Raw genomic sequence first — 25,241 nt, 5'->3', positions numbered from 1 at the left:
CGTCGGGCCCTAGTTGAAGATCCGCAGGTCGGTGATGACTCCTCCGGAGACCAGCGCGACGTAGAGGTCCGTTATCACCAGCGTTCCCAGCGTGATCCAGGCGTACAGCATGTGCCGGGTGTTCAGCCGGGAGATCTGCGTCCACATCCAGTAGCGGAGCGGTCGGTCGCCGAAACTCTTCAGCCGCCCGCCGAAGACGTGCCGACAGGAGTGGCAGCTCAGGGTGTAGGCCCAGAGCAGGATCACATTGCCGAACAGGATGATGTTTCCGATCCCGATACCGAATCCGCCGTTCTCGCCGTGCAGGAGGGCGTTCGTGGCGTCATAGGTGTTGATGACCGAGATGGCGAACGCGGCGTAGAAGAAATAGCGGTGCAGGTTCTGGCCGAGCAGCGGAAATCGCGTCTCGCCGGTGTAGCGGCCGTGCGGCTCGCGCACGGCGCACGCGGTGGGCGACTGCCAGAACGCGCGGTAATAGGCCTTCCGGTAGTAGTAGCAGGTGAACCGGAACGCCAGGAGAAGCGGCAGGCTGATCACGGCATAGGGAAGGAACCATGGGAAAGCCCACGGAAAGGTCCCGAAGAGCGCCGATCCCGGCTCGCAGGACGCCGATAGGCAGGGGGAGTAGAAGGGGGTGAGGTAGTGGTACTCCGGCACCCAGTAGTGGTCCTGTTGGAGGGCCCGGAGCAGGCCGTACACGAGGAAGGCGGTCAGCCCCGCGACGGTCAGCGCCGGGCCGAGCCACCATCGGTCCGTGCGCAGTGTCCGATGCGGAAGGCGGGCACGCGTAGCGCCGGAGCTTTCCGGCGGGGGAAGTGTCGCTGTCATTCCCTGCGTTCTCCATCTCGGGCGGAGAGCCGACCGGAGGAAATCACGGGTTAGGAGCAGGCCGGTCGCCCTCAGCCGCTGATAAGGCAGTGCGGATGCGTATGGGAAGCAACGTTAAGCCCGCGCCATCACGGAATCAGCAAGAAATTCACCCGAAGCGAATGTGAAAAATGCCACTCCCGTTCACCGGGTTGGCGTGTTTTGTAATGATTATCGGGTTTTGTCGTGAAGAGCGAATTTTGTCGCCTTTGGTGTTATTGAGGCGCAGGGGGCTGATGTGAATAGCGGCGTCATCGCACTGCTCTTTGTCGAATTTATCCGCCTGTGGTGAATTCGGCGTGCTCTTGCCGCTGTTTCGCGGTGTGATCCCCGCCCTATTCGGTTTCGGTGCCGTACCGTCGGCCCGCCGGGCCGCTGGCGTGGACCTACTCGGGACCGCCCTCGGCGATGACCTCCAGGTCGTCGCCGAGTTCTTCGGGGGTGAGCTGGCGCAGGTGGTGCATGAGATGGCGGTGGAACGCCTTGGCCGCGCGCTGCGGTTCGACGTCCTTGCGGTGGGCCAGCGCGATGGTCCGCAGCAGGCGGGGTCGGGCCAGGGGGGTCCCGCGCAGGCCGGGGCGGTTCTTCAGGGCCATGCTCGGCACGACCGCGATGCCCAGCCCGGCCTCGACGAAGCGGAGCACGGCGTCCATCTCGCCGCCCTCCACCGCGAGCTGCGGCTCGAAGCCCGCGGCGCGGCAGGCGTGCAGGGTGGCCTCGCGCACGTCATAGCCGCGGCGGAACATCACCAGGGGCCGGTCGCGGAGCTCGGTGATGCGCATGGACGCGCGTCCGTTGGGCGAGGGGCGGCTGGTGGGGCTGACCACGACGAGGTTCTCGCGGAGGATCGGCGTGGTCACGAACGCCGGGTCGCTGCTGTGCAGGGGCAGGATAATCAGCGCGAGGTCGAGCTCGCCCTTGCCGAGCGCGCGGATCAGGTCGCGCGACCCGCCCTCCTCCACCTGGAGCTCCACCCCGGGAAACCGGGTGTGGAACCCCGCGAGCACGTCGGCGAGCAGGCCGGCGCACAACGAGGGTGTGGCGCCGAGGCGGACCCGGCCCCGCCGCATCCCGGCCAGTTCGCCCACCTCGCGCCGGGCCGTCTCTACGTCGGCGACGATGCGCTGGGCTAGCGGTAGCAGCGCCTCACCGGCCAGCGTGAGTGTGATATTTCCCCGGGCACGACTGAATAACGACGCCCCGAGCTCCTCTTCGAGGTTGCGGACCTGCTTGCTCAGGCTGGGCTGTGCGACGCGGCAAAGCTCGGCTGCGCGGGTGAAATGGCGTGTTTCCGCGACGGCGAGAAAGTACGTCAGCTGCTGGAACTGCATGCTTCATAGCCTACGACTATCGACACAAGCAATCCGATGACTTAGACGTATCTGTTAGGGACAAATAAAGTGACGCACTGTGGCGAACAGTACCCTGACCAAACAGCGATCAGAGGCGTTCAGATCCACGGTGGCTCTCAAATCCGCGATGGCGGTCACCGGCGTGATCCTCGTGCTCTTCCTGATCGCGCACATGTACGGCAACCTGAACGTGTTCGCGGGCCAGGAGGCCTTCGACTCCTATTCCCATCACCTGCGCGTGCTGGGCCAGCCGATGCTGCCCTATGAGGGCTTCCTGTGGATCATGCGCGTGGTCCTGCTGGCCAGCATCCTCATCCACGCCTACGCGGCGGTCGTGCTGTGGTCCCGCGCGAAGCGGGCCCGGCCGACCCGCTACCAGAACAAGAAGGCGCTGCAGCGCACCTATGCGTCCTACACCATGCGCTGGGGCGGCGTGCTGATCGCGCTCTTCGCGATCTTCCACATCCTGCACATGACGACCAACGACATCGCGCCGGGCGGGGCATCCGACAGCCCCTACCAGCGCCTGGTCAACGGCTTCCAGCCGGAGTTCTGGTACGTCACCCTGTTCTACTGCCTCTCCGTGATCGCGGTCGGGTTCCACCTGCGGCACGGGATCTGGAGCGCGCTCACCACGCTGGGAGCGAACCGGGCGACCCGGCAGCGTGCGCTGAACATCATCGCGACGGTGATCGCGCTGGTCGTCACGATCGGCTTCCTGATCACCCCGCTCTCCGTGACTTTCGGGCTGGTGGGATAAATGTCTGAGCTCTACATCGAAGGCGACCCGATCCAGGACGAGAAGGCGCCCGCCGGTCCCATCGCCGAGCGCTGGGACAAGCGCCGCTTCTCGGCCAAGCTGGTCAACCCGGCCAACCGCCGCAAGCTGTCGGTCATCATCGTCGGCACCGGGCTGGCCGGCGCCTCCGCCGCCGCGACCCTGGGCGAGGCCGGCTACAAGGTCAAGTCCTTCTGCTACCAGGACAGCCCGCGGCGCGCGCACAGCATCGCGGCGCAGGGCGGCATCAACGCGGCGAAGAACTACCGCAACGACGGCGACAGCATCTACCGGCTGTTCTACGACACCGTCAAGGGCGGCGACTTCCGTTCCCGCGAGTCCAACGTCTACCGCCTGTCGCAGGTCAGCGTCGAGATCATCGACCAGTGCGTCGCGCAGGGCGTGCCCTTCGCGCGCGAGTACGGCGGTCTGCTCGACAACCGCTCCTTCGGCGGCGTGCAGGTGTCGCGCACCTTCTACGCCCGCGGCCAGACCGGTCAGCAGCTGCTGATCGGCGCCTACCAGGCGCTGGAGCGCCAGGTCGCGGCCGGGACCGTCGAGATGAACACCCGGCACGAGATGCTGGAGCTCATCGTCGTCGACGGCAAGGCGCGCGGCATCATCGCCCGCGACATGGTCACCGGCGAGATCGAGACGCACTTCGCCGACGCGGTCGTGCTCGCCTCCGGCGGCTACGGCAACGTCTTCTACCTGTCGACCAACGCCATGGGCTGCAACGTGACCGCCTCCTGGCGGGCACACCGCAAGGGCGCGCTGTTCGCTAACCCCTGCTACACGCAGATCCACCCCACCTGCATTCCCGTCAGCGGCGACTACCAGTCCAAGCTCACCCTGATGAGCGAATCGCTGCGCAACGACGGCCGCATCTGGGTGCCCAAGCGCGGCGACGACAAGCGCGACCCGCGGGAGATCCCGGAGGAGGACCGCGACTACTACCTGGAGCGGATCTACCCCGCTTTCGGCAACCTGGTGCCGCGTGACATCGCCTCCCGCGCCGCCAAGAACGTCTGCGACGAGGGCCGCGGCGTCGGCCCCGGCGGTCTCGGTGTGTACCTGGACTTCGCCGACGCCATCAAGCGGATGGGCCGCCCGGCCGTCGAGGCCAAGTACGGCAACCTCTTCGACATGTACCAGCGCATCACCGGCGAGAACCCCTACGAGGTTCCGATGCGCATCTACCCGGCCGTGCACTACACCATGGGCGGGCTGTGGGTCGACTACGACCTGCAGAGCAGCATCCCGGGCCTGTTCGTGACCGGTGAGGCCAACTTCTCCGACCACGGCGCTAACCGCCTGGGCGCGAGCGCGCTGATGCAGGGTCTGGCCGACGGCTACTTCGTCCTGCCCAACACCATCAACGACTACCTCGCGGCCGGCCCGTTCGAGTCGATCGACGAGAACCACCCGCAGGCCAAGGAGGCGGCGGACGCGGTGCGCCAGCGCATCGACAAGCTGCTCTCCATCCAGGGCGAGCGCACCGTGGACTCCTTCCACAAGGAGCTCGGCCAGATCATGTGGGAGTACTGCGGCATGGAGCGGACCGACGAGGGCCTGCGCAAGGCCATCGACCGGATCCGCGAGCTGCGCCGGGAGTTCTGGACCAACGTCAAGGTCCTGGGCACCAACGACGAGCTCAACCAGGCTCTGGAGAAGGCCGGCCGGGTGGCCGACTTCCTGGAGCTCGGCGAGCTCATGTGCATCGACGCGCTGCACCGCCGGGAGTCCTGCGGCGGCCACTTCCGCGCCGAGAGCCAGACCGAGGACGGCGAGGCGCTGCGGCACGACGACGAGTTCGCCTACGTCGCTGCCTGGGAGTTCGGCGGCGAGGGCGAGCAGCCGGTGCTGCACAAGGAAGCCCTGGAGTACGAGTACGTCGAGATGAAGCAGCGGAGCTACAAGTGAACATCACCCTGCGAGTTTGGCGCCAGAAGGGCCGCGACGACGAGGGCCGGATGGTCACCTACAAGGTCGAGGACGTGTCGCCCGACATGTCCTTCCTTGAGATGCTCGACGTCCTCAACGAGAAGCTCCAGCTTGCGGGCGAGGAGCCGGTGGCCTTCGACCACGACTGCCGCGAGGGCATCTGTGGCGCGTGCGGTGTCGTGATCGACGGGGTCGCCCACGGCCCGGAGAACACCACCACCTGCCAGCTGCACATGCGCAGCTTCAGCGACGGCGACGTCATCACCGTCGAGCCGTGGCGTGCCAAGGCGTTCCCCGTGGTCAGGGACCTCGTGGTGGACCGCGGCGCGTTCGACCGGGTCATCCAGGCCGGGGGCTACATCAGCGCCCCGACCGGTACCGCGCCGGACGCCCACGCGACCCCGGTGCCCAAGGCCGACGCGGACCGCGCGTTCGACGCGGCCACCTGCATCGGCTGCGGCGCCTGCGTCGCCGCCTGCCCGAACGCCTCGGGCATGCTGTTCACCGCCGCGAAGGTCACCCACCTGGGCAGCCTCCCGCAGGGCCAGCCCGAGCGGGCGGCCCGTGTGGTGAAGATGGTGAACCAGCACGACGAGGAGGACTTCGGCGGCTGCACCAACATCGGCGAGTGCGCCGCGGTCTGCCCGAAGGGCATCCCGCTGGACACCATCTCCCAGCTCAACCGCGACCTCCTGGGCGCGCTGTCGAGCGGCGAGCTGTAGATCGTCGGCTGACACGTCAGCACCGGGCCGATCCTGTTCTCCAGGGTCGGCCCTTTTTTCATGGTCGAAGGACGGGGGCGGAGGTGTTCCCGACGCCTCAGGAGGCCCCGGAGGGCGACCTCACAGGCGCTGGTCGAAGACGTGCGCCCGGACCCAGGAGTGCATGGCGATGGCTGCGGCGGCCCCCGCGTTGATGGAGCGGGTGGACCCGAACTGGGCGATGGACAGCACCGCATGGCATGCCGTGCGGACCTCCTCCGACAGCCCCGGTCCCTCCTGACCGAACACCAGGACGCAGGCGCGGGGGAGGGGGTAGGTCTCCAGCGGCACGGCACCGGGCAGGTTGTCGATGCCGACCAGCGGCAGCCCGCGCTCCGCGGCCCAGGCCACCAGCGCCGCGGTGTCGGGGTGGTGGTGCACGTGCTGGTACCGGTCGGTGACCATGGCGCCGCGCCGGTTCCAGCGGCGGCGACCGACGATGTGCACGGCCTCCGTGCCGAACGCGTTGGCGGTGCGCACGACCGACCCGATGTTGAAGTCGTGCTCCCAGTTCTCCACCGCCACGTGGAACGGGTGGCGGCGGGTGTCGAGATCGGCGACGATCGCCTCGCGGCGCCAGTACCGGTACCGGTCCACCACGTTGCGCCGGTCGCCCTCGGCCAGCAGCTCGGGATCGTAGTGGTCGCCTTCGGGCCAGGGCCCTTCCCACGGGCCCACGCCGACCCGGGGCGCGGCGCCGGGCGACTCGGTGTCGGGGGAGGCGGATGGGGACGTTGCGACCTGCTCGTTCACGAGCTCCAGCTTAGGTCGCGCCCCGGACGGTCCGGTCCGCGCGGCCGACCGCCGGGCTTTCACGCGCGAGCTCGGTTTCCGCCCTGCCCCTCCGTTGATCTCGGCGATATCGCTGGGGAAGGGTCAGCGGGGGCGGTTCAGGTTCACGCCGTGGACGTCGCGGGCCTGGATAGCGACCCCCTCGACGTTGCCCGTGATGGTGTTGGTGACGGTTCCGCCGCTGGCGTCGAAGTGCGGGCGCAGCTCTTCGACGAGGGAGCGAATCTGCTCGTCGTCCCGCTGTGCGCTGTCGATGTGGGTGGCGAGTTCCTCGACCAGGATCGCGTCCTCGCCGTCGTCGTCCCGCGCCGCCTCCAGTGCGCGGCGGGCGTCCGGGTCGTTGCCGAACCTCTCGCGCAGTGCCACGCGCAGCTTCTTCAGAACCGCTCGGGCGCCGTCGTCCAGCGCTTCGGTGACCTTGCCCGCGACGGCGGCGACGACGGCCAGGGTGATCGGATCGGCCATGGGGGCTCCAGAGAGGTCCGGGAACGAGGGGAATTCACGGCCTTTCCACTCTCGCACGTGCCGACGGTGGGATGGGCGCGTCCCCCGGCAATGGCCGGATCCGGCGGGTCGCCGATGGTCACCGTCCGGGTCAGGAGGCGGCGTCGGTGGAACGTGACCGCGCCAACCGCGCGATCGTGCGCCAGCCGAGCAGGGTCGCGGCGAGGAACAGAGCGGTGACGATCGCGAACGCCAGGGGAGCGCCCTGACCCGTGGCGACGCGCAGCAGGAGGCCCCCGCCCACGGTGACCGCCCACACGCCCGCGCCGACCGGCAGGAGACGCAGGGGGTCCCGCCAGGCCAGGGTGGCGGCCCACCCGACGGCGAGCGCGAGCGCGAACGGCCACAGTGTGGTGAGGATCCCGAGCAGGGCGTTGCCCTCGTTGTGGCTGGCCCGTCCGATCACGACGAACGCGACGACGCACACGAGATCGAGAAGGGCGGCCACGGGGACCAGAGGAAGACGCATGGTGCCAGGTTATGGGCGGTTGCGGGCGGGGTGACCACGGGCCGGGTGCCCCGCCCGCACGTTCCTCACGCCCGCGCTCGCGCGGGCGTCTCCTCCAGTGCGTCGTCCCGCGTCTCACGGGCGATCACCAGCGCGATCAGGGTGATCAGGGCGGCCGTGCTGACGTAACCGCCCACCGCCCACAGCCCGAAGTCGGCCGCCAGCCTGCTGGCGGCATAGGGCGCGAGCGAGGCGCCCAGCAGTCCTGCCAGGTTGTAGGAGATGGACGCGCCGCTGTAGCGGACGTTGGTCGGGAAGAGCTCGGGCAGCAGCGCGCCCATCGGCCCGAACGTCAGGCCCATCAGAGACAGGCCGATGATCAGGAAGATCTGCACCCCGAGGGCCGACCCGGAGCTCAGCATCGGGTCGAGCGCGAAGCCGAACAGCAGGATGGCGATCGTGGCGGCGATCAGGGTGGGCCGTCGGCCGAACCGGTCGGCGACCAGCCCGGCCACCGGGGTGAACAGGCCGAAGAACAGCACGCCGATGAGCAGCATGACCAGGAAGTCGGTGCGCTCGATGCCTGGACCGTCCGGGCCGGTGCCGTACGACATCGAGAACACGGTCATCAGATAGAAGAACACGTAGGTGGCGATCATGATGAGCGTGCCCAGGACGATCCCGGCCGTGCTGGTCCTCAGCACCTGCACGACGGGCTGACGCGCCCGCGTCCCGTCCGCCACCACCTTGGCGAACGCGGGGCTCTCGTGCAGGGTCAGCCGCACCCACAGTCCGATCACGATCAGGACGGCGGACAGGACGAACGGCACCCGCCATCCCCACGACAGGAACGCCTCGTCGCTCATGCTCTGCGTCAGGATGAGGAACACGCCGTTGGCGAGGAAGAACCCGATGGGCGCCCCCAGCTGCGGGAACGTGCCGTACAGTGCGCGCTTGTGCCGGGGCGCGTTCTCGGTGGCGAGCAACGCGGCGCCGCCCCACTCCCCGCCCAGTCCCAGCCCCTGGCCGAACCGGCACAGCGCCAGCAGCAGAGGCGCGGCCACGCCGATCTGCGCGTAGGCCGGAATCAGGCCGATGAGGACGGTCGACGCGCCCATAGTGAGGAGGGAGGCGACCAGGGTGGCCTTGCGGCCGATCCGGTCGCCGAAGTGGCCGAAGAGCGCGGAGCCGACCGGTCGGGCGACGAACGCGATCCCGAAGGTGGCGAGCGACTGCAGGGTCGCGGCGGCGGGGTCCCCGGTGGGAAAGAAGAGATAGGGGAAGACCAGGACGGCCGCGGTCGCATAGATGTAGAAGTCGTAGAACTCGATGGACGTTCCCGCGAGGCTGGCGATGATCACCTGGCCGCGGCGGTTAGCGGGTGGGGCTCCTGGCGACCCGTAAGGTTCGGCCCCCTGCTCGCCCCCGGACGTCTGCGTGGCCACGACGGGCGCACCTCCTATTCGTCCCCGTTTTCGGGCTTGTGTCCGGATCATGATAGGGCGAGGGATTGAAATGCGAGACCAGATTCCCAGAGTGTGAGACGAGGAAACGCGCCGAAGGAACGCGCCGCGGCGCGACCGGGAAGGCATCCGGACGGCACCGGGCCCCGTGCGGGACGGTCGCACGGGGCCCGGGCGTGGGGGATCGGAGAAAGGGTCAGCGGGTAGGCGCGGGTGGGATGGTCCCGGACGCGCTCATGAGGTGAGCAGGGTCAGGTCGTACTTTTCGATGATCGGCCGAAGCGGCTGGAAGTAGGTGGTCCCACCGCTCGTGCAGTTGCCGGACCCGCCCGAGGTCACGCCTTGGGCCTGGTCGCCGGCCAGATAGGGCCCGCCCGAGTCGCCGGGTTCCGCGCAGACGGTGGTGCGGGTCAGGCCGTGGACGGTGACGGGGATATATATGGTCTGGTTCTTGGCGACAATCGTGCCGCAGTGCCAGCCGGTGGTCTGGCCGGATCTGCAGACCGCCGCGCCCACCGGGACCTCCTCCGCGCCCGCGACCGTCACGACCCCGCCGTTATGGTCGTTCACGTGGCGGGTGGTGGTCCAGCGGTCCGTGGTCTTCACCCACCCCATGTCGCTGCCGGGGAAGTCGGCGTCCGCGACCTCCCCGTACCGCGTGGTCAGGTCGGTGTCCTGGAAGGCGCCGTTCCCGCGTTCCCCGCAGTGTCCGGCGGTGACGTAGCCGCCCTTGACACCGAAGCCGACCGAGCAGATGGAGGTGCGCTCGGTGTGTTGGGAGTAGTACGGGTTTCCGCCGTGGATGGCGGTGTCGGCGTAGAGGCGCGGCCGGTCGGCCTCCTCGTCGATCGTCACCGCGTCGGCGTCCACCCCGGCCTGGGCGATGAGGTCCGCCGCCGCTGCCTGACCGCCTTCGAGGACGGTCACGACCACCGCATTGGCCTTGGGGTCCAGGTACCAGCCGGTCACGCTGTTGTCTGCGCCGCCGTCGACGTTGTTGAGACCGTCGATGACATCGTTCAGCTCCTCTTCGCTGTGCTCCACGACTTCGGTCGCGACGCCGAGGTCGTCAACGGCGTCGGCCGTCGCGCGGTCGGTCACGGCGACGGTGAGCTCGCCGCTCTCGATGTCGAAGACGGCGCCGCCGAACGCCGCGCCTGCGACGTCGCGGGCGCGGGATTCCAGGGTCCGGGCCAGGTCCGTCTGCCGGTACAGCGTGGCGGCCTCCTGAGGGTCGATTCCGAGATCGCGGTGGAGTGCCTGCAAGTGGTCGGGGGAGAGACGCGGGGGATCGGCGGGTGCGCCCTGGGCCGCGGCCGCGGTACCGGGCGCCGCTGTTCCGGCCAGGCCGAGCGCGAGGACACCGGTACTCAGGGCCGCCAGGAACGGCGTTTTCCGTCGGGACACTATGGACTTTTGCATGTTGTCGGCTCCGTGATCGGGGGATGGGGGGAGCCCGCCCGGGGGCGCCGATGCCCCGGGGAGGGGACCCGCACGGACGTCGGTTCGGTCGGGAGTCGGGGGATGGTTGGGGGAGTGCCGGTCGGCGCCTGGGGATGGACATGTGGGGGGCGCCGACCGGCCTCGTGCAACCGCGGACACTCGGCTGCGCGAGTTCCCGGTACCTCCACTGGTGAGGTCCCGGGGGTCGGAGGTCAGCTCGTGCTGAGGGTGAGGTTCCACTCCCGCAGGATCGGGTTGAGCGGCTGGAAGAAGGTGACGCCGCCGGACGTGCAGTCGCCCGATCCGCCGGAGGTGACGCCCTGGGCCTGGTCGGCGCTGATCCAGGAGCCGCCGGAGTCGCCCGGCTCGGCGCAGACGTCGGTTTGGGTCAGGCCCGCGACCTGGCCCTCGGGGTAGACGACGGTCTGGTTCTTGGCGCCGATGGTGCCGCAGTGCCAGCCGGTGGTCGACCCCGACCGGCAGACCGAGGAGCCCGAGGGCGCCTCCTGGGAACCGGCGACGCTGACGGCCCCGCCGTTGTAATCGTTCACGAAGCCGGTCGGCGTCCAGTTGGCGTCGGTCGCGACGTAGCCCATGTCGCGTCCGGGGAAGTAGGACTCGGCGACCGTGCCGGTGCCGCCACCGCTCTGCGCGGCGACCGGCGTGCCCTTGGCGCCGCAGTGGCCGGCGGTCGCGAAGCCGCCCTCGACGGCGAAGCCAATGGAGCAGCGCCCGCTGCCGTTGATGATGTAGGCGTCACCGCCGAAGCTGTCGGCGTACGTGCGCGGCTTGTCGGTGGTCTCCTCGACGGTCACGGCATCGGCCTGGACCCCGGCGCCCGCGATGAGCTTCTCGGCGGCGGCCTTCCTGCCCTTCAGGACCGTGACGACCACGGCGTCGTCTGTCGCGCTGGGGTACCAGCCGGTGACGCCGTCGGAGAGGGAGACGCGTTCCTCGTTGAGGTCGTCGACGATCTTTTCGAGGCCGCTCATCCCGTAGGTGACGACTTGTGGCGTGGCACCGGCCTTCTCGACCGTGTCGACCGCGGCCTTGTCGGTCACCGCGACGGTGAGCTCGCCGCTGTCGATGTCGAAGCGGCTGCCGCCGAAGTCGTCGCCGAGCTTGGTGCGCAGCTCGCTGTCGAGCTTGCGGGCCTCGGCCTGCGTGTCGAGCAGGCGGGTGGCCTCTTCGCTGGTCAGGCCCAGGTCCCGCTGGAGCGCGGTGAGCTGGTCGTCGGCGGTGGCGGCGGTGTCGGCACCGCCGGAGGAGACCGGGGAGATCTCGGTGCCGCCGGAGGCGGTGGCGATGGTGGTACCTACGGCGACGAGGCCGAGCGCCATGGCGCCGCCGCCCAGCACTCGGAATGTCGGGGACTTCCGCAATGTCCTGTCCTTTTCCTTGGGGAAAGACGAAGGGGCGGTGTCCTCGTTAATGAGCGGGGACTCAACGAGGAAGCCCTGGGCGCGGCTGGACACCCTGGTTGGGGGAAAACCGTCGACGCGCGTTCACCGACTGGTCGGTAACCAATTCGCACCCTAGGACATGCCATGCAACCGCGACAGAGTTTTGGCGAGTCCGAGATATCATTTCATGTCGATATTCGGCGGCTTTGATGTCATCGGCGGGGCTGGCGGGGGCGGTGGGGTGCGGCCGAAATCCGACGTGGATCCGGGGCTTGCCGTCGGGAAAATAACCTACTGAAAAGTAGGTTATCTATTTTTCTGGGCATGTGCATTGACCGGATGTGGTCAAAATTTGGAGCTCCCCTTGCATTGTAGGATCATACGACGTTTACTCCGATTTGTACGATCTGGCAATATTCTTTGACCCGAGTGAGCGTTCGGTCGTTTCTCACCGGCTTTCACGCGCGCAGTGTCGAGGCTGGGCCACCCCGTGGGGAGCGGCCCAACTCGGACAGCACACGAGGGGCGCCGTCTCCGACGCCCCTCGATCTATCTATGGCGCTTATGTCGCCGCCCGAGGCGGCCGCTACGACCCCGTGGCCCGGCCGTCGCCGAGCGCGTCCTTGACGAATTCCACTTGCAGCAGGAGCAGGTTCTCCGCCGTGGCCTCCTCCGACGGCATGTGCGTGATGCCCGACAGCGGCAGCACCGTGTGCGGCCGCCCCGCCGCCAGCAGCGCTGTGGAGAGCCGCTGGGAGTGGGCGAAGACGACGTTGTCGTCGGCCAGCCCATGGATGAGCATCAGTGGGCGGCGCAGCCCCGGCGCGTCGTCCAGCAGCGAGCTGCGGGCGTAGGCCTCCTCCTCCGCGTCGGGCGCGCCCAGATAGCGCTCGGTGTAGTGGGTGTCGTACAGCCGCCAGTCGATCACCGGCGCCCCCGCCACCGCCGCGTGGAACGCATCGGGCCGCCGCAGCACGGCCAGCGCCGCCAGGTAGCCGCCGAACGACCAGCCGCGGATCGCGACCCGCTCCAGGTCCAAGCAGCCGTAGTGTTCCGCGGCGTCCCGCAGCGCGGCCACCTGGTCCTCCAGCACCGGAGTGGCCAGATCGCCGCGCACAGCCTGCTCCCAGGGCACGCTGATCCCCGGGGTGCCGCGGCCGTCGGCGATCAGCACCGCGAACCCCTGCTCCGCGAACCACTGCGAGGTGAGGTAGGCCGCACGGGCGCCCATGACCCGCTGCGCGTGCGGACCGCCGTAGGGATCCATCAGTACCGGCAACTTCGTGCCGGACCCCTCCTCGTACCAGGACGGCAGGACCAACGCGGTGGGCACCCCGCCCGTCGGCCCGACCGACAGGCGCACGTTCGGCGTCGGCACCTCCGGCCGCTCGGCCAGGCTCTCCACCGCGGTGACCTGCTGCCGCGTCACAGAGGAGGCATTACGGACGACGACCGTGCGCACCCCGTCGGTCTCCAGGTCACGGCGGTGCAGCACCAGCGTGTCGCCGCGCATCGTTCCGGAGTGCACACCGCCCCCGCCCGCTCCGGGGAACTCCATCGGGGCGACCCCGCCCTCCTGCAGATCGACCAGCCACAGACCGATCTCCTCGGGCCGGCTCTCCGGCGAACCCGAGCACAGCACGCGCCGACCGTCGACATCGACCACCGCGCGCAGATAGACGCCGTCCGGGCCCACCACGCGGTCGCCGACGTACAGGCGGCGCTGATCCCCTCCCGGCTCGCGGCCGATCCACACCAGCTCGCCGTCCTTGGTGAAGTCCGGGACCCCCGGCATGATCTCCACCCACACGTCATCGGTCTCGCTCCGCAGCTCGAAGGTGAGTCCGGTGGCCGGGTCCGCGCTGAACAGGGTCAGGGTGCGCTGGTCGCGGCTCTGCGCGCTGAACACCACGGTCGGGTTGCCGTCGGGGCCCGTCGTCCACCCGGCCCGCACCAGGTAGGGGAGTGCCTCGCGGTCCCACTCCACCCACTGCGGTTCCACGCCGTCGGCCTGGAACACCGCCAAGCGAACGTCGGCGTTGGCCGACCCCGCCGGCGGGTAGGCGATGACCTGCGGCTCCGCCGCGGGGTTGGCAGGATCCGCGATGTGCCAGCGGGTGACCCGGGTGTCGTCCACCCGCGTCGCCAGCAGGGCCGCGCCGTCCGGAGACCACCACATGCCGCGGTAGCGGCCCATCTCCTCGGCGGCGATGAACTCGGCCAGCCCCCAGGTCACGTTCGGCGCGTCGGGCTCCGCGACCGCGCGGTCCTTGCCGCTGTTGATGTCGATGAGCCGCACGGCACCGGCGCTGACGTAGGCCACCCGGTCGCCGCGCGGGCAGATCATCGGCGCCACGACCGAGCCGGTGGCCGGCAGCTCCCGCGGCTGGGTGGCGTCACCCACCAGGTCTGCGTAGTAGAGACGGCCGGACAGGGTGAACGCCGCGCGGGTGAAGGCGTCATCGACCGTGTAGGAGACGATCCCCCCGCCGGTCTCGCGGAGCCGTTCGCGCCGCGCCCGCTCCTCGGGCGGCAGGTCCTCGTCGTCGGCGCCCATCGCGCGCGGGTCGGCGACCACCCATTCGCGGCCGCTCTCCAGCTCCAGCATCCACAGGCAGGCGGCGGGGTCGGTCCCGTGCCTGCTACGGAGGAACGCCACGCGTCGGCCGTCCGGAGAGATCTGGAATGCCCGCGGGACGCCCAGGGTGAACCGCTGGGTCCGGGCCTGTTGCCGAGGAAAGCTCATGGTGTCGATTGTTCCGCATCTGAGTCGCACGACGTCCTTCGGGCATCGGTGCGCCGCCGCGACCCGGCGGCACCGAACGTCTAATGAGCGCGTGAGGGCCGTTTCCCGGTATCGTCGCGTGTCATGGCAGACCGTCGACTGTTGCTGGTGCACGCCCACCCCGATGACGAGAGCATCGTCACCGGAGCGACCATGGCCAAATACGCGGCCGAAGGCGCCCAGGTGACCCTGGTGACCTGCACACTCGGGGACGAGGGCGAGGTGATCCCCGACGATTTGGCACACCTGGCCGCCGACCGCGAGGGCGGCTTGGGCCAGCACCGCATCGGCGAACTCGACAAGGCCTGCGTCGCGCTGGGCGTGCGCGATCACCGCTTCCTCGGCGGTCCCGGCCACTACAGGGACTCCGGCATGATGGGAGCCCCGAGCAACGCGCGCCCCGACTGCTTCTGGCAGGCCGACGTCGAGGAGGCCGCGCACCGCCTCGCCGACATCATCCGCGACGTTCGGCCGCACGTCATGGTCACCTACGACAGCAACGGGGGCTACGGGCACCCCGACCACATCCAGGCCCACCGCGTCGCCGTCCGCGCCTTCGGCAAGGCCGCCGAACGCGCGCTGCCCGGTACGCCCTGGCAGACCCGCAAGCTGTACGCGATCGCCCAGCCCCAGTCGGTCCTCGAAAGGTGGGTGGCGCGACTCCACCGGGAGCCGGGTTCCTTCACCGCGCCGATGTCGACCGCCGACATCGGGCCCGGCACGCCCGACCGGCTCGTCACCACCCGCATCGACGCCTCGCGCTACTGGGCGGCCAAGGCCCTGGCCATGCGCGCGCACGCCACCCAGATCACCGTCGACGGCGACCGGTTCGCGCTGTCCAACGGCATCGCCCAGGAGATCGACGCCGTTGAGCACTTCACCCTGCTCCGGGGCCCCACGCCCAGGCTCGGACCGGACGGGCTGGAAAAGGACCTGTTCGCCTAGGGCGCCCACGGGTGCCCGGCCGGTTCCCATAGGCTGCTCACGTGTCTGTTTCGATCTCGCCGGAGTCGGAGTCGTCCGACGCGCCCGCCCCGCCGCACGGATCCGGGACCGCCTCGGCCGACCTCATCGTGTCGATTATCGGCCACACGGTCCTGCTGGTCGTAGGATTCGTCGTGGGCATGGTCGGCGGGCTCGCCGCGGGGTGGCTGTCGTGGCTGTGGGCGGCCGGGACCTCGGCACAGGTCGCCGCCGCGATCGCGGCCGCGGTGGTGCTGGTCCTGCTGTTCGCGGGCTGCCGTGCTGCCGGCTGGGGGATGGGCTCGCGGCTGGGCGCCATCCTGCCCGCGGTGGGCTGGACCCTGGCCGCCTTCGCCTATATCAGCCTCACCACCGGCGGCTCCATCGTGCTCACGGCCACCGCCGTCGACTACGTCTACCTGTACGGCGGCCTCGCCGCGCTGGCGCTCGCCGTCGTGCTCACCCCGCCCCGCTCCTAGAGCGGGGCGGCCGCACGGTATCGCCCGCGCCTCAGCCCAGCCAGAACTGGAACAGGAACTGGCCGAAGCCGATGTCCAGCTGCGGCAGTCCCACCAGCCGGAACAGGCCGTACATGAGGTTGATGAAGACCGCGTTGGCCTCCGGGAACCACAGCACGGCGAAGATCGCGATGACGCCGAACAGCCCGGCCTCGCGGGCCTGGCGGGCGACTCCCCCGGGCAGGTAGGGCGCGATGGCGTCAAATCCGTCCGTGCCGGGGATGGGCAGCAGGTTGACCAGTGCCGCGGTCAGGTTCAGATAGCACAGGAACATCAGGCCGCCGATCATCCAGTTGTCGGTGACCGCGTCCGGCGGCACCAGCGATCGGACGGCGATGGCGAAGGCGACGGCGAGCAGCAGACTGGCGGCGATGCCCGACAGCGCGATCAGTGTGCGCTTGCCGCGGCTCGGCACGGCCGAGCGGTCCACATACAGCGCGGGGCCGGTCAGTCCCAGAGGGCCGAGGACGAGGAACACGAGCGGCATGAGCAGCCCGGCGAACAGCTCGCGGAAGCGGAACGGGTTGAGCCGCAGGTAGGGGCCGCCGCGCAGGGACCGGTCGCCGAAGCGGTAGGCCAGCAGCGCGTGGGCGTACTCGTGAACCGCGAGTGAGGTGATCCAGCCGCCCAGGATGAACACGGCTGGCAGGTAGACGGTGGACGCGTCGCCGGTCCACTCGACCTCGGCGCGGGTCCAGGAGAAGTACCCGGCCAGCGCGGTCACTCCGACGAGCAGCACGAACAGGGGGCTGGGCAGGAAGGCGAACCGGTCGGACGCCGCCTGCTCGGGCCTCGCTCCAGCGGTAGCGCCGTCCGCCGCCTCGGCGGCCTCCGCGCTTTCGGCGGAGTCAGCGGAGTCCGTGCCCGGCGCATCCTCGGGGGCGGGGGCGCCGCCGTGGGCGTCCTCCGCCGCGGGGCCCGGTCCGCTGTCGTTCCCCGCGTGCTCCCCGGCCGCGTCCTCCGCGAGGGTGACCGTCTCCGCCGACGCGTCGTTGCCGGTGTCGTCGGTCGGCTCGGGCGTGGACATGCTGCTCCCACTGGTCGAAAAAAGTGTGCTGGACGGCGGATTCAGGCGTGGGGGAACGGCCCGGACCCGTCTTCCAGGCTATGGGGGCGCGGCGGCACTCCGGCACCGGGGCGCGGCCTCCGCCCCCCGGCCCGTGCCGGGCGCGCTCACACTGTCGCGTAGGGAACGGTCGCCGACAGGTGCATCGCGGTCAGCGCGAACGCCCGACCGGGGGCGGTCAACCTGCGGTTTCCGGGCTCGGCGTCGGGGTCGCGGCCCGTGACGAAGCCCAGGGTCTCCAGCAGCCAGGTGACCGTGATCATGATGGAGTGCACCTCGTGGGTCTCGGGGACCCGGGCGGGGTTCTCCCCGCCCCAGCCGGACTCCAGCAGCGTCTCGCGGATCTCCTCGGCGAGGTCGAGGTCGTCGGCGCGGGCGTGGCTGCCGGTGGAGCGCGGCGACCGGGCCAGCAGCAGGCCGAACAGGGTCTCGGTCGTGGCCTGGCCGAGCCCGTCGGTGTCGAGGACGGCCTCGGCGGCGGCCCGCCACAGGGCGGCGACATCGTCGTGCAGTCGGCGGCCCCGGCGGGTGAGCACCAGCCGCCGGCCCGACCGCCGGACGGCGCGCATGCGGCGCAGCAGCTTGTTCAGCGCGAGCAGCTGCATGACGTCGGTCTCGCTGCGCGGCGGCGAGGGGGAGGTGGACCAGCCGAACTCGGAGCACAGCTCGCGGACCACGGTCGGGGAGATGTAGCCGATCTGGGTCATGCTGATGCCGTCGTCGGCGTAGTCGAGCAGCCGCTGGAGCGGCGCCAGGGCGCGGGCGGCGTCGTACGGCGGCTCCGCGCCGTTGATGAGCTGGCCGAGGAGTGGCCAGAAGCGCTGCCGGTGCGGCTGGGACGGCGCGCTCAGCCAGTTGCGGACCCGCTCCTCCCGGATCCGGTCGAGGCGGCTGCGCCCCTGGTCGTCGGGCTGGGCCAGGAACGTGCGGGCGAACTGCTCCTGCGACGACCGCCAGCCGCGGGTCCCCGGCCGGATCTCACGCAGGGAAATGGCCAGTTCCAGGGCGGCGGAGGTGGCCTCATAGGCCTCGATCTCGGCGCTGCCCAGGGTCGTCCCCCAGGTCAGCTCGGGAAGGTCGGGCGGCTGCACACCGGAGCCGCGCATTGCGCGCCGGTAGGCCGACAGCCCGCTGTCGCGGCTGACGCTGTAGGCGTCCAGGATGTCGCGGGTCGTCTTCGACGTGCAGATTTCCGCGTAGCGGTCCAGGCCGAGAAGGGAGAACAGCTCACCCAGCGACTGGGAGACGAAGACGCGCTCGGTCGCCTCCGAGCAGAACCGCACGGGGAGGGCGAACCAGCAGAACTCCTGCACCGCCCGCTGGGTGAGCGTCTCCAGCTTCTGCCCCGCGGTGACCGTGGCCAGGGCGCTCCCCGCCACCTGAGCCGCGCGAGCATCGAGGCGTGCCAACTGGGCGAGGGCGGAAGCGACCGTCTCCTGCATGGCGCGTGTGCACCACCTTCCCCATCACAGGTGGCCGCCCTGGCCTGTGCGGTCGGCCGTCCCTCTCGATTCCCGTGTCCCTATTGCTCTCCGACGTACATCTCTGTGGGGGGACCCCCGCCACCTCGCGGCGTGTCGGTCATCCACCGGTGCCATCGGGCACATCGGTGTCGGCCCGACCCCGGCGCCGGGGCGGCTGCTGCGGGATGATCCTGCTCCCAACGACATCGTCGGCTATGACCTCGATCACACTACCGTCGCGTCGGCGGACCATGATCACCCCGTTCTGCCAGGCTTCCAGCACACCGACGATATCCCGGAAGCGGCCGTCGGGCAGCTGGATCCGCAGAGTGGCACGGCGGCCGAGGTCGTCGGGTGTCACCTCGGTCGTGAACCGCGAGACGAAACCCACGTGATCGACCCCCCAAGTGCGCACGAAAGCGCGACGAGCGCCATACTGGAAACTGCGAATCGTGTGCCGGACGCCGGGCGGATCCGCGTGCCGGAGTCCCGGCACCGCCCAGGCTACGACAGCGACGGCACCTGATACGCGGTCAACGTGGCGAAGACCGAGGAGGAGTAAGACGTGACCTACGTCATCGCGCAGCCCTGCGTCGATGTGCTCGACAAGGCGTGCATCGAAGAATGCCCCGTCGACTGCATCTACGAGGGCAAGCGCATGCTCTACATCCACCCGGACGAGTGCGTCGACTGCGGCGCCTGCGAGCCGGTGTGCCCTGTAGAGGCCATTTACTACGAAGACGACCTCCCGGACCAGTGGGGCAGTTTCTACAAGGCCAACGTGGAGTTCTTCGACGAGCTCGGGTCCCCCGGGGGCGCCTCCAAGGTGGGCCAGATCGACAAGGACCACCCCGTGGTGGCCGAGCTGCCCCCGCAGGCGGAGTAGGGCCGCGGGACATCCTCGAACCGCGGACGAGCGGCGCGGGCCCGGCCGCCGCGGAGTGCGGGCACGCCACGAGGGCGAGCCCGGACGTCCCGGGGCACTCCGCGGGCGGATGACAACCGTGGCGCCCCGCTCCAGGGGGGAGGGCGACGCAGCCGGAGCGGGCACGGACGGTGGGGACCGTCGTGCCATCCGCGCGCAGGCGGATGGGGCGGCGGTTCCGATGCGTTCGGCGGCGATGCGAACCGGCGGCGGACGCGCCGCGGCCCGCCCGACACGGGTCGCGAGACAGAAACAGAAAAGGGGACCTTAACGACATGGCCGATCGACGACGCGTGGCCAACCGGCTGCCGACCTTCCCGTGGGACCGGCTGACCGCCTACAAGGAGACCGCCGCCGCGCACCCGGACGGGATCGTCGATTTCTCGGTGGGGACGCCGGTCGACCCGGTCCCGGAGAAGGTACGGGCGGCCCTGGCCAACGCCGCCGACGCGCCGGGCTACCCGGCGACCCACGGCACGGCGGCGCTGCGCGCCTCCATCGCCGACTGGCTGAGCCGCCGCCACGGCGTCGCGGTGGACCCCGCAGCCACCCTGCCGCTGGTCGGCTCCAAGGAGCTGGTGGCCTGGCTGCCCACGCTGCTCGGCCTGGGCCAGGGCGACACCGTCGTCTACCCCGAGCTGGCCTACCCCACCTACGACATCGGCATCCGGATCGCCGGGGCCGCCCCGGTCGCGTCCGACGGCCTCACCGCCCTCGGCCCGGCCCGCGTACGGCTGGTGTGGCTCAACTCCCCGGCCAATCCGACCGGCCGTGTCCTCGGCGTCGACCACCTGCGCAAGGTGGTGGAGTGGGCGCGCGAGCGGGACGTTATCGTCGCGTCCGACGAGTGCTACCTCGACCTCGGCTGGGGCGACACGCGGCCCGTGTCGATCCTCCACCCCGACGTGTGCGGCGGTTCGCACGAGGGCCTGCTGGCCGTGCATTCCCTGTCCAAGCGCTCCAACCTGGCCGGCTACCGCGCGGCCTTCCTCGCCGGCGACCCCGCCCTGGTCGAGGAGCTGCTGGCGGTCCGCAAGCACGCCGGGATGATCGTTCCCGCCCCGGTGCAGGCGGCCATGGGCGCGGCTCTCGACGACGACGCCCACGCACGGGAGCAGAAGGAGCGCTACCGCGCCCGCCGCGCGCGGCTGCGCACCGCGCTGGAGTCCGCCGGGTGGGCCATCACCCACTCCGAGGCGGGGCTGTACCTGTGGGCCTCCCATCCCGACCACGACGCATGGGGCTCGGTGGCGGCCCTGGCCGAGCAGGGCATTCTCGTGGCCCCCGGCGACTTCTACGGGCCCTCCGGGGATCGCCACATCCGGGTCGCGTTCACGGCCACCGACGAGCGGGTCGCCATGGGGGCCAAGCGCCTGGAGGCCCTGGCGCGCTGAGGAGGCTCAGGAGACTGCCCTCCTTATCCCCGCGATGACCACGGCCGACGTCTTCGATTCTGTCTGTTGTGCCCGAAGAGGTGCCGTGATCATCGGAGTAGGGCGGGCAAGGGGGCGGCTACTTGAGCACGAGGGTGCCGCGCGCCGCCCCGTCGGGGACCGTGGACCAGCCCTCCTTGCCGGCTACCGCCCTCCAGCGCTGGTCGCCGAAGGTCACCGACGCCAGGCCGTAGTCGCGGGCGTGGGTCACCGCCCACACCGCCATCGACCAGCCGATCTCGCCCGTCCGCGGTCCGTCGGTCACCGGGAGGTCGTCCGGGTCGGTGCCGAACACCCGCTTCAGCTCCGCCTTCGCCTCCGCGACGTCGCTCTTGGGACTCGTCTTCGATTCGTACCAGCAGCTCACCGCCGGCCCCCCGGAGCCGTTGAACGCCGCGGCCATCACGCGGGACAGGTCCTCGTGCTGGTCGTAGGCGAATCCGTCGGCGCTGCGCTGTACGGCCTGCGCCGCCTCGTACACGGGCATCTCCTGGTAGCCGGGGACCTCCTTCAGCTCCTCGTAGAACGACCGCGTGGCGAACACCTGGTCCATGATCTGCTCCGGTTCGCCCCACTCCTGCGAGGGGCGCTGCTGGAACAGGCCCAGCGAGTCGCGGTCGCCGTAGTCGATGTTGAAGAACTTGGACTCCTGCCACACCGTCGCGTAGGCGATGACGACGGCGTCCTCGGGCATGTCCAGGGCGAACGCCACGCCGTTGACCGTGGCGGCGTTGGCGGCCTGCTCCACGTCGAGGTCGCGGGTGTCCCCGTTCGCGGTGATCGTGCAGCTCTCGGTCGGTTCGGGTTCGGCGACCTCAAGGGGCTTCAGGGAGGTGATGGCGTAGTAACCGACCGCGAGCAACAGGCCGCAGGTGACGGTTAGCACTGCCAGGATCTTGAAGAAGGCGGAAACTCTTCGCTGCTTTCGAGGCACAGGCAGACCGTTTTGCGTAGGGAGGCCTCCACAGGCGGGACACTGTGGGTGACCTTCTGCTGACAGGTATCGATAAGCCCGGGAACGTGCCGCAGGGCCAGGGGACACACGACCGGGGCAGTGGCGTACACCCCGAATAGTAAGGCGTGCGCGTCCCCGTGATCCTCTTGCGGCGGCGTCGAGATGGCCCGGCCCCCTCCTGGGCAGGCCTTCGCGCGAGGGGATTCTCGCTTCTCCTCGGTCACCCGCCGTGTCCACACACCGGTCGCGGGTTGGTTCTCCGGCGGCCGGACCCAGTAGGCTCGGGGGCCATGACCACCGCGTTCATCAGTCCGCTGCCCCAGGAGATCGACGACCTGTGGGAGCGCCGCACCGAGCTGACCCCTGACCACAAGGACGCCCGCGACATCATCGTGGGCGCCATCGACGACATCGACGCTGGCAAGGCACGTGTCGCCTTCGTCGATGAGGCCACCGACGAGGTCGTCGTGGACGAGCGTGCCAAGCGTTCGATCCTGCTGGGATTCCGGGTCCTCGGCATGGAAGAGTCCAAGGTCGGCGACTTCTACCACCACGACCGCATTCCGCTCAAGACCCGCTTCGACGGCGTGCGCGTCGTCCCGGGCGCCATCGCTCGCTGGGGCGCCCACCTGGCCCCCGGCGTCGTGCTGATGCCGTCCTTCACCAATATCGGGGCGTGGGTCGGCTCCGGAACCATGGTCGACACCTGGGCCACCGTGGGCTCCTGCGCCCAGGTCGGCAAGAACGTGCACCTGTCCGGCGGCGTCGGCGTCGGCGGCGTGCTGGAGCCGCCCCAGGCGGCCCCGGTCGTCATCGAGGACGACGCCTTCCTCGGCTCGCGCACCATGGTCGTCGAGGGCGCCCGCGTCCGCCGCGGGGCCAAGCTCGGCGCCGGCACGATCCTGACCTCCTCCACCCGCGTCTTCGACGCCGAGACCGGTGCGGAGCTGCCCCGCGGCGAGGCCCCGGCCTGGTCGGTGTGCGTCACCGCCAACCGGGTCAAGAGCTTCCCCGGCGGCGACTTCGGCATGCCGGTCCTGCTCGTGCTCAAGCGTCTGGAGGAGGGCCAGGAGCACGACAAGCTCGCGCTGAACGACATGCTGCGCGAGCACGGCGTCAACGCCTAGCCGACACCGACGGAACAGCGCTGCCACAGCAGGCGCGAAGTGCATCCCGCCGTCGGCCGCCCCGCCCCCGCCGTGTCCCGGCGGGGGCGGGCCACCAGGTGGTCGGCGGTCTACATCGGCCCCCGATCACGAAAGCGTGCCCGACATGCTGGATCTCACCGCGGACGTCCGGACCCTCACCGCCACCATCGTCGATGTCGAATCGGTCAGCGGCGGCGAACGCGCGCTCGCCGACGCTATCGAGCAGGCGCTCACCGATCTGCCGCACCTCACCGTGTATCGGGACGGCGACGCCGTCGTGGCTCGCACCGACCTGGGCCGCGAGCAGCGTGTCGTGATCGCGGGCCACATCGACACCGTCCCCATCGTGGGCAACGTCCCCTCCCACGTTGAGGGCGAGCGGCTCTACGGCTGCGGGACCAGCGACATGAAGAGCGGGGTGGCGGTCCAGCTCAAGCTGGCGGCCGCGGTGCCCGAACCGGTGCACGACGTCACCTACGTCTTCTACGACTGCGAGGAGATCGAGGCCGACCGCAACGGCCTCCGCCGCCTCGCCGCCCAGCACCCCGAGTGGCTGGAGGGCGACTTCGCCGTGCTGATGGAGCCGACCGGCGGCTTCATCGAGGGCGGTTGCCAGGGGACCATGCGCATCGAAGTGAGCGCCCGGGGCAAGCGCGCGCACAGCGCCCGCTCCTGGATGGGACACAACGCCATCCACGAGGCCGGGCGCGTCATCGACATCCTGCGCGAGTACGCGCCGCGCCGGCCGGAGGTCGAAGGGCTCCGGTTCCACGAGGGCCTCAACGCCGTGTTCGTCTCCGGCGGCGTCGCGGGCAACGTCATCCCCGACGAGTGCGTCGTCACTATCAACTACCGGTTCGCCCCCGACCTCAGCGCGCAGGACGCCGAACAGCACCTGCGCGAGCTGTTCGCCGGGTATGACGTGCGGGTCACCGACGTGGCGCCGCCCGCCCGGCCCGGGCTCGACCACCCCGCCGCCGCGGCCTTCGTCCGGACGGTGGGCGACGGCCAGGCCCGCGCCAAGCTGGGCTGGACCGATGTGGCGCGGATGTCGGAGCTGGGGATCCCCGCGGTCAACTACGGACCCGGCGAACCCACGCTTGCCCACACCAAGGACGAGTTCGTGGAGCTCGACGCCATCGTCGACGCGGAGAAGCGGATGGTCGGCTGGCTCACCGGGGCGGACGCCACCGCGTCCGCGGCCACGGACACGATCGGGGACGTCGACAAGGGATGAGCGCCGCGGGCGCGATCTGAGCGTTGTCCCTCGCGACGAAAACAGGTGACCTGGGATTCAGCGCGCGTGCCCGAGATCCGGATAGCGTTGCCACATGACGGAATCTCAGAAAATCCGCCGTGCGGGTCCGTTGACCTTCCACGGCCGCGCTATCCCTGAGACCACCACGGACCAGCGGCTGTTGGACCGCCGCGGTCCGGCCGAATGGGTGCACACCGACCCGTGGCGGGTCATGCGCATCCAGTCGGAGTTCGTGGAGGGGTTCGGCCTGCTGTCCGAGGTCGGCCAGGCGGTTAGTGTCTTCGGGTCGGCGCGGACCCAGCCGGACAGCCCGCACTACGAACTCGGAGAGACGATCGGCGGCAAGCTCGCCGAGGCCGGCTACACGGTCATCACCGGGGGCGGGCCCGGCGTGATGGAGGCCGCGAACAGGGGTGCCCAGAAGGCGGGGGGCACGTCGATCGGGCTCGGTATCGAGCTGCCGTTCGAGCAGGCGCTCAACGAGTACATCGACATCGGCGTCACGTTCCGGTACTTCTTCGTGCGCAAGACCATGTTCGTGAAGTACTCGCAGGCGTTCGTCGTGATGCCGGGCGGGTTCGGCACCCTGGACGAACTGTTCGAGGCGATCACCCTGGTGCAGACCGGCAAGGTGACCCGGTTCCCGGTGGTGCTGGTCGGCACGGAGTTCTGGGGCGGGCTGCGCGACTGGATCCGCAAGAACCTGCTGGAGGAAGGACTGATCTCGCCGGGCGACCCGGATTTGATGCACCTCACCGACGACCCGGACGAGGTCGTCGAGACCATCCGCGACGCCCACCGGAACCTGGCCCAGATGGAGTACGCGGCCGGGGAGCAGGACGGGACCTAGATGACTGAGTCCGATGTCTGAACTGGCTGCGGACATGACGAAGGGTGCCCGATGGTTAAGTTGTGACACGAAACCTGGACACCCTTCTCACCGCACTCTACGTGTTCTGCGACGACCACATC

Annotated in this window: 23 protein-coding genes; 10 read left to right on the top strand and 13 right to left on the bottom strand. The window is 70.0% G+C overall.

The genetic code is table 11. The features are described from left to right. Positions 1-9 precede the first annotated feature (9 nt). Both ABD259_RS19815 and ABD259_RS19810 read right to left on the bottom strand, forming a co-directional pair. Entirely contained in the window at positions 10-828 is an 819-nt protein-coding gene (locus tag ABD259_RS19815; RefSeq protein ID WP_344164441.1) for a hypothetical protein, read from the bottom strand. Positions 829-1,253: 425 nt separating this feature from the next. Further along, on the bottom strand, positions 1,254-2,198 hold the full coding sequence (locus ABD259_RS19810; protein ID WP_344164438.1) for a LysR family transcriptional regulator: 945 nt from the start codon (positions 2,196-2,198) through the stop codon (positions 1,254-1,256). Positions 2,199-2,328: 130 nt separating this feature from the next. On the opposite strand from ABD259_RS19810, the gene ABD259_RS19805 reads away from it, so the two are divergent. Genes ABD259_RS19805 through ABD259_RS19795 form a run of 3 tightly spaced genes read left to right on the top strand, consistent with a single transcriptional unit; the run spans position 2,329 to position 5,663 of the window. Next, the gene (locus ABD259_RS19805) at positions 2,329-2,979 is read left to right on the top strand and encodes a succinate dehydrogenase cytochrome b subunit (protein WP_344101652.1); all 651 of its coding nucleotides are present in this window, start codon (positions 2,329-2,331) and stop codon (positions 2,977-2,979) included. Beyond that, positions 2,980-4,920, top strand: coding sequence for a fumarate reductase/succinate dehydrogenase flavoprotein subunit (locus ABD259_RS19800; protein ID WP_344101650.1), 1,941 nt, complete (start codon positions 2,980-2,982; stop codon positions 4,918-4,920). After that, the gene (locus tag ABD259_RS19795; RefSeq protein ID WP_344101648.1) at positions 4,917-5,663 is read left to right on the top strand and encodes a succinate dehydrogenase/fumarate reductase iron-sulfur subunit; all 747 of its coding nucleotides are present in this window, start codon (positions 4,917-4,919) and stop codon (positions 5,661-5,663) included. Before ABD259_RS19800 ends, ABD259_RS19795 begins: the two co-directional genes overlap by 4 nt. A gap of 120 nt (positions 5,664-5,783) precedes the next feature. Here the strand turns inward: ABD259_RS19795 and ABD259_RS19790 are convergent, their stop codons facing one another. From ABD259_RS19790 to ABD259_RS19760, 7 genes are all read right to left on the bottom strand, one after another. Beyond that, positions 5,784-6,455 (bottom strand): TrmH family RNA methyltransferase, encoded by a 672-nt coding sequence (locus ABD259_RS19790; protein WP_412759362.1) that lies wholly within the window; start codon positions 6,453-6,455, stop codon positions 5,784-5,786. 123 nt (positions 6,456-6,578) lie between these two features. Continuing rightward, positions 6,579-6,959 (bottom strand): hypothetical protein, encoded by a 381-nt coding sequence (locus tag ABD259_RS19785; protein WP_344101646.1) that lies wholly within the window; start codon positions 6,957-6,959, stop codon positions 6,579-6,581. Between the two features lie 130 nt (positions 6,960-7,089). Next, positions 7,090-7,467 (bottom strand): DUF3054 domain-containing protein, encoded by a 378-nt coding sequence (locus tag ABD259_RS19780; RefSeq protein ID WP_344101644.1) that lies wholly within the window; start codon positions 7,465-7,467, stop codon positions 7,090-7,092. 65 nt (positions 7,468-7,532) lie between these two features. After that, complete coding sequence (locus ABD259_RS19775; protein ID WP_344101642.1) at positions 7,533-8,891, bottom strand: MFS transporter; 1,359 nt, start codon at positions 8,889-8,891, stop codon at positions 7,533-7,535. 252 nt (positions 8,892-9,143) lie between these two features. Continuing rightward, complete coding sequence (locus ABD259_RS19770) at positions 9,144-10,331, bottom strand: S1 family peptidase (protein WP_344101640.1); 1,188 nt, start codon at positions 10,329-10,331, stop codon at positions 9,144-9,146. A 233-nt stretch (positions 10,332-10,564) separates the two neighbouring features. Further along, on the bottom strand, positions 10,565-11,734 hold the full coding sequence (locus ABD259_RS19765; RefSeq protein WP_344164435.1) for a S1 family peptidase: 1,170 nt from the start codon (positions 11,732-11,734) through the stop codon (positions 10,565-10,567). A 607-nt stretch (positions 11,735-12,341) separates the two neighbouring features. Further along, a complete protein-coding gene (locus ABD259_RS19760; RefSeq protein ID WP_344101636.1) occupies positions 12,342-14,501 on the bottom strand; it encodes a S9 family peptidase in 2,160 nt (719 codons plus the stop codon). Between the two features lie 123 nt (positions 14,502-14,624). On the opposite strand from ABD259_RS19760, the gene mshB reads away from it, so the two are divergent. Beyond that, on the top strand, positions 14,625-15,485 hold the full coding sequence (gene mshB / locus ABD259_RS19755; RefSeq protein ID WP_344101634.1) for an N-acetyl-1-D-myo-inositol-2-amino-2-deoxy-alpha-D-glucopyranoside deacetylase: 861 nt from the start codon (positions 14,625-14,627) through the stop codon (positions 15,483-15,485). Positions 15,486-15,526: 41 nt separating this feature from the next. Continuing rightward, complete coding sequence (locus ABD259_RS19750; protein ID WP_344101632.1) at positions 15,527-15,982, top strand: hypothetical protein; 456 nt, start codon at positions 15,527-15,529, stop codon at positions 15,980-15,982. A 31-nt stretch (positions 15,983-16,013) separates the two neighbouring features. Here the strand turns inward: ABD259_RS19750 and ABD259_RS19745 are convergent, their stop codons facing one another. The 3 genes from ABD259_RS19745 to ABD259_RS19735 form a co-directional block, all read right to left on the bottom strand. Continuing rightward, the gene (locus ABD259_RS19745) at positions 16,014-17,048 is read right to left on the bottom strand and encodes a site-2 protease family protein (RefSeq protein WP_344101630.1); all 1,035 of its coding nucleotides are present in this window, start codon (positions 17,046-17,048) and stop codon (positions 16,014-16,016) included. Between the two features lie 146 nt (positions 17,049-17,194). Next, positions 17,195-18,529: a hypothetical protein gene (locus tag ABD259_RS19740; protein WP_344101628.1), complete on the bottom strand. Its 1,335-nt coding sequence runs from the start codon at positions 18,527-18,529 to the stop codon at positions 17,195-17,197. A 139-nt stretch (positions 18,530-18,668) separates the two neighbouring features. Then, complete coding sequence (locus ABD259_RS19735) at positions 18,669-18,941, bottom strand: putative acetyltransferase (RefSeq protein ID WP_344101626.1); 273 nt, start codon at positions 18,939-18,941, stop codon at positions 18,669-18,671. 174 nt (positions 18,942-19,115) lie between these two features. Between ABD259_RS19735 and fdxA the strand changes: the two genes are divergently transcribed. Together fdxA and dapC are read left to right on the top strand one after the other, a co-directional pair. Then, positions 19,116-19,436, top strand: a complete 321-nt coding sequence (gene fdxA, locus ABD259_RS19730) for a ferredoxin (RefSeq protein ID WP_344101624.1) — start codon at positions 19,116-19,118, stop codon at positions 19,434-19,436. A gap of 314 nt (positions 19,437-19,750) precedes the next feature. Continuing rightward, complete coding sequence (gene dapC / locus ABD259_RS19725; protein ID WP_344101622.1) at positions 19,751-20,869, top strand: succinyldiaminopimelate transaminase; 1,119 nt, start codon at positions 19,751-19,753, stop codon at positions 20,867-20,869. Positions 20,870-20,987: 118 nt separating this feature from the next. On the opposite strand, the gene ABD259_RS19720 is transcribed toward dapC, so the two are convergent. After that, a complete protein-coding gene (locus ABD259_RS19720; protein ID WP_344101620.1) occupies positions 20,988-21,842 on the bottom strand; it encodes a hypothetical protein in 855 nt (284 codons plus the stop codon). Positions 21,843-22,153: 311 nt separating this feature from the next. Here ABD259_RS19720 and ABD259_RS19715 point away from each other — a divergent pair, with 311 nt between their 5' ends. The 3 genes from ABD259_RS19715 (at position 22,154) to ABD259_RS19705 (ending at position 25,119) form a co-directional block, all read left to right on the top strand. Continuing rightward, positions 22,154-22,990 (top strand): 2,3,4,5-tetrahydropyridine-2,6-dicarboxylate N-succinyltransferase, encoded by an 837-nt coding sequence (locus tag ABD259_RS19715; RefSeq protein WP_344101618.1) that lies wholly within the window; start codon positions 22,154-22,156, stop codon positions 22,988-22,990. 145 nt (positions 22,991-23,135) lie between these two features. Next, complete coding sequence (gene dapE / locus ABD259_RS19710; protein ID WP_344101616.1) at positions 23,136-24,248, top strand: succinyl-diaminopimelate desuccinylase; 1,113 nt, start codon at positions 23,136-23,138, stop codon at positions 24,246-24,248. 94 nt (positions 24,249-24,342) lie between these two features. Further along, complete coding sequence (locus ABD259_RS19705) at positions 24,343-25,119, top strand: LOG family protein (protein ID WP_344101614.1); 777 nt, start codon at positions 24,343-24,345, stop codon at positions 25,117-25,119. Positions 25,120-25,241 lie beyond the last annotated feature (122 nt).

Source organism: Nocardiopsis rhodophaea (genome assembly GCF_039530945.1).
In the GTDB taxonomy this organism is placed as follows: domain Bacteria; phylum Actinomycetota; class Actinomycetes; order Streptosporangiales; family Streptosporangiaceae; genus Nocardiopsis_C; species Nocardiopsis_C rhodophaea.
The sequence above is the reverse complement of the archived record's forward strand: the minus strand, read 5'-3'. Positions and strand labels throughout refer to the sequence as shown.

Coding starts and splice junctions, on each gene's coding strand:
- ABD259_RS19740 (WP_344101628.1), bottom strand. CDS start 18,529: ATGCAGGAGACGGTCGCTTCCGCCCTCGCCCAGTTGGCACGCCTCGAT.
- dapC (WP_344101622.1), top strand. CDS start 19,751: ATGGCCGATCGACGACGCGTGGCCAACCGGCTGCCGACCTTCCCGTGG.
- ABD259_RS19780 (WP_344101644.1), bottom strand. CDS start 7,467: ATGCGTCTTCCTCTGGTCCCCGTGGCCGCCCTTCTCGATCTCGTGTGC.
- dapE (WP_344101616.1), top strand. CDS start 23,136: ATGCTGGATCTCACCGCGGACGTCCGGACCCTCACCGCCACCATCGTC.
- ABD259_RS19705 (WP_344101614.1), top strand. CDS start 24,343: ATGACGGAATCTCAGAAAATCCGCCGTGCGGGTCCGTTGACCTTCCAC.
- ABD259_RS19800 (WP_344101650.1), top strand. CDS start 2,980: ATGTCTGAGCTCTACATCGAAGGCGACCCGATCCAGGACGAGAAGGCG.
- ABD259_RS19815 (WP_344164441.1), bottom strand. CDS start 828: ATGACAGCGACACTTCCCCCGCCGGAAAGCTCCGGCGCTACGCGTGCC.
- ABD259_RS19810 (WP_344164438.1), bottom strand. CDS start 2,198: ATGCAGTTCCAGCAGCTGACGTACTTTCTCGCCGTCGCGGAAACACGC.
- ABD259_RS19715 (WP_344101618.1), top strand. CDS start 22,154: ATGACCACCGCGTTCATCAGTCCGCTGCCCCAGGAGATCGACGACCTG.
- ABD259_RS19760 (WP_344101636.1), bottom strand. CDS start 14,501: ATGAGCTTTCCTCGGCAACAGGCCCGGACCCAGCGGTTCACCCTGGGC.
- ABD259_RS19770 (WP_344101640.1), bottom strand. CDS start 10,331: ATGCAAAAGTCCATAGTGTCCCGACGGAAAACGCCGTTCCTGGCGGCC.
- ABD259_RS19785 (WP_344101646.1), bottom strand. CDS start 6,959: ATGGCCGATCCGATCACCCTGGCCGTCGTCGCCGCCGTCGCGGGCAAG.
- ABD259_RS19745 (WP_344101630.1), bottom strand. CDS start 17,048: ATGTCCACGCCCGAGCCGACCGACGACACCGGCAACGACGCGTCGGCG.
- mshB (WP_344101634.1), top strand. CDS start 14,625: ATGGCAGACCGTCGACTGTTGCTGGTGCACGCCCACCCCGATGACGAG.